We start from the raw sequence: 2,631 nt of genomic DNA on the forward strand, positions 1-2,631 counted from the left end.
TCTTTATGTGTCATTTTTTGCCAAGGGAGATTGGTCATATGACGTCAAACATTCATGAAAAAGATAACATCCATATTGATGTATGTCAATCTTTGGGCCGGTCTTCAGGCGGTAAGACGCGACTCAGCCATTAGAAGGGGCACCTATTGACAGAATGGCAGGCAAGATGGTACCATTCTTCCGTGTAACGGTTCATTGAAAAATTTGCATAGTTCATTGAAACGACTGGAGCGCAGCCACTCATCCAGGAAGGAGCAGAGCCTATGCAGGATGCACATGCTGACACCCCGCGAGCGCCTGTGAGCCGGAGAGCGTTTCTCGGAGCCGCAGCCGCCGCCGGACTAGGTTTTTGGGCGGCGGGTATGGGCTTTGGTGCGGGAAGGGCTTTTGCGCGCCCCAGCGTGGAGACAGCTTCACCTCCTCGTTTCTCAGCAGCCAGCCTGCGACAGAAGCGTGACAGCTTTGTGACCCGGCGCGGACCCATTTTCATTCTGGGTGGCGAGCCTTTCTATTTCGCCGGCACTAACAATTATTATATGCACTATCAGTCCCATTTCATGATCGACGATGTCCTCAAGGATGTTGTCGCCATGGGACTGCCGGTCCTACGCATCTGGGGTTTCCTCGACGGGCAGCCGCACAATGGCTTTGTCATGCAACCCTCGCCTGGGGTCTACCCTGAAGATGGCTATGAGCGCTTTGACTACACTGTCTGGCGCGCTGGGCAGCTTGGGATCAAATTGGTGGTGCCGTTGGTCAACAACTGGGATGATTTTGGTGGCATGAACCAATACGTTGCCTGGTTCGGGGCCAGCGGTCATGATGACTTCTACACCAATCCTCAGATCAAGGCTGCCTACAAGGCTTATGTGCGGCACTTCATTCATCGTGTGAACCGTTACACAGGTAAACCGCTCTACCTTGATCCCACGATTATGACCTGGGAGCTGGCCAATGAGCCGCGCTGTCAGTCGGACCCAAGCGGTCAGACCCTGACGGCCTGGGTGCGCGAGATGAGCGCCTTCATTAAGAGCATGGATGGCCTGCACCTGGTGGCGGTCGGTGACGAGGGCTGGTACAACGAGCCAGGCAATGCCGACTGGACGCGCAACGGTAGCCAGGGCGTGGATTGGAAGCGTCTGGTTGCGCTACCAACGGTCGACTATGGCACCCTGCATCTCTATCCCGATTACTGGGGCAAAGATAACGCCTGGTCGTTGCAGTGGATTGCTGACCATATCCGTGATGGGCATGCGCTGGGTAAGCCGGTGGTGCTGGAGGAATATGGATGGTTAGATACGGCCACGCGCGATGATATCTACCGTCAGTGGACCAACCAGGTCTATCGGTTGAACGGCAACGGTGATCAATTCTGGATTCTGACGGGCCTGCAGGATGACGGCACGCTTTACCCTAACTATGACGGCTTCCGCGTGACTTATCCGAGCAGTACGGCCACGGTGATCGCTCAGCACGCGGCCCAGATGCGCGCCAAATCGCAGCGGCCCGCACGTGGCCCCCAGGCCGGGGCCTAGTGGCTCTCAAGCAATGGGAAAAGCTGTAGCAGCAGTAGCAGATCGTTACCACCTCACTCACACCCTCACGCCCTGGGTTTCCTGCTTGTTGTGACACCGGACTGCCTGGATCGCCCGGTCCAGGCAGTCACTTTTTGTCACTCTCTAGAGCGTACGGTCTCCCCTCCTTTCCTGCCCGGTCAGCCAGGCCTCTTCCGACCTGAGCAGCAAGAGAAGAATGGGCCTGCAAGGGAGCTAGTGGATAGTGGGAATCTCTTGACAAAGCAGGGAAAATAGAGCTGGTTGAGCTACGTCGCCAGTCAGCTCACCTGCATGATTGTGGCACAGGTGTGGACCGGCGTGGAAGAGAGTTACTGTTCAGAATCTCTTCCTTGTTCTGGAGGAAGCACACATTATGGCATCGATACCCCGACATCCCCTGGCAGAAGTCTTCGGCTTCCCCACTACCAATTTTTCCGAAGAGGCGGAGCGCCACCGACAGCTCAGACTTTGCCCTTTCCACAAACCATATTTCCAACTGTACAAAGGGCAAAGCCGAGCAGCCTCTCGGCGTCTGCAGCGTTTTCGAAGGGAATAACATTGTCATTACCTGCCCTATACGCTTTCGAGAAAACTGGCTAGTCATCAGAGATCAGAGATGCTGCCAGGTTCTTTTTTCCCCCTGGAACAAAGTGGACAGCGCTTGCAGAGGTCCGCCTGAACGATCGTTTCGGAAAGTCAGCAGGCAACCTCGACTTTGTCCTCATTGCATATGATGACCTGGGCAAGATTATTGATTTCGGTGCCCTGGAAGTGCAGGCTGTTTATATTTCTGGCAACGTCCGCGCCCCTTTTGAAGAGTATCTGAGTGCTCCTAAGCAACGGGCCAATATGGATTGGTCAAGGCAGCGCTTTTATCCCCGACCCGATTATCTTTCGTCTTCACGCCAACGCTTAGCTCCACAGTTATTGTATAAAGGGGCGATTCTCTCAGCCTGGAGAAAAAAGATGGCAGTCGCTGTTGACAGTAGCTTTTTCACTACACTACCCCAAATGGAAGAAATTGATCGCCATAGCCCGAAATTGCATGGTTGATATACAGTATTCAGTATAACGA

General features: G+C 54.2%; 2 protein-coding genes. Both read left to right on the top strand.

The annotated features are described in order from the left end of the window. Positions 1-263: 263 nt before the first annotated feature. Positions 264-1,535: a cellulase family glycosylhydrolase gene (locus IRZ24_RS19165; protein WP_297167998.1), complete on the top strand. Its 1,272-nt coding sequence runs from the start codon at positions 264-266 to the stop codon at positions 1,533-1,535. A 696-nt stretch (positions 1,536-2,231) separates the two neighbouring features. Next, positions 2,232-2,609: a NotI family restriction endonuclease gene (locus IRZ24_RS19895; RefSeq protein WP_366914339.1), complete on the top strand. Its 378-nt coding sequence runs from the start codon at positions 2,232-2,234 to the stop codon at positions 2,607-2,609. Positions 2,610-2,631: the final 22 nt, after the last annotated feature.

Origin of the sequence: Thermogemmatispora sp. (assembly GCF_019683755.1) — a bacterium.
Lineage (GTDB): Bacteria > Chloroflexota > Ktedonobacteria > Ktedonobacterales > Ktedonobacteraceae > Thermogemmatispora.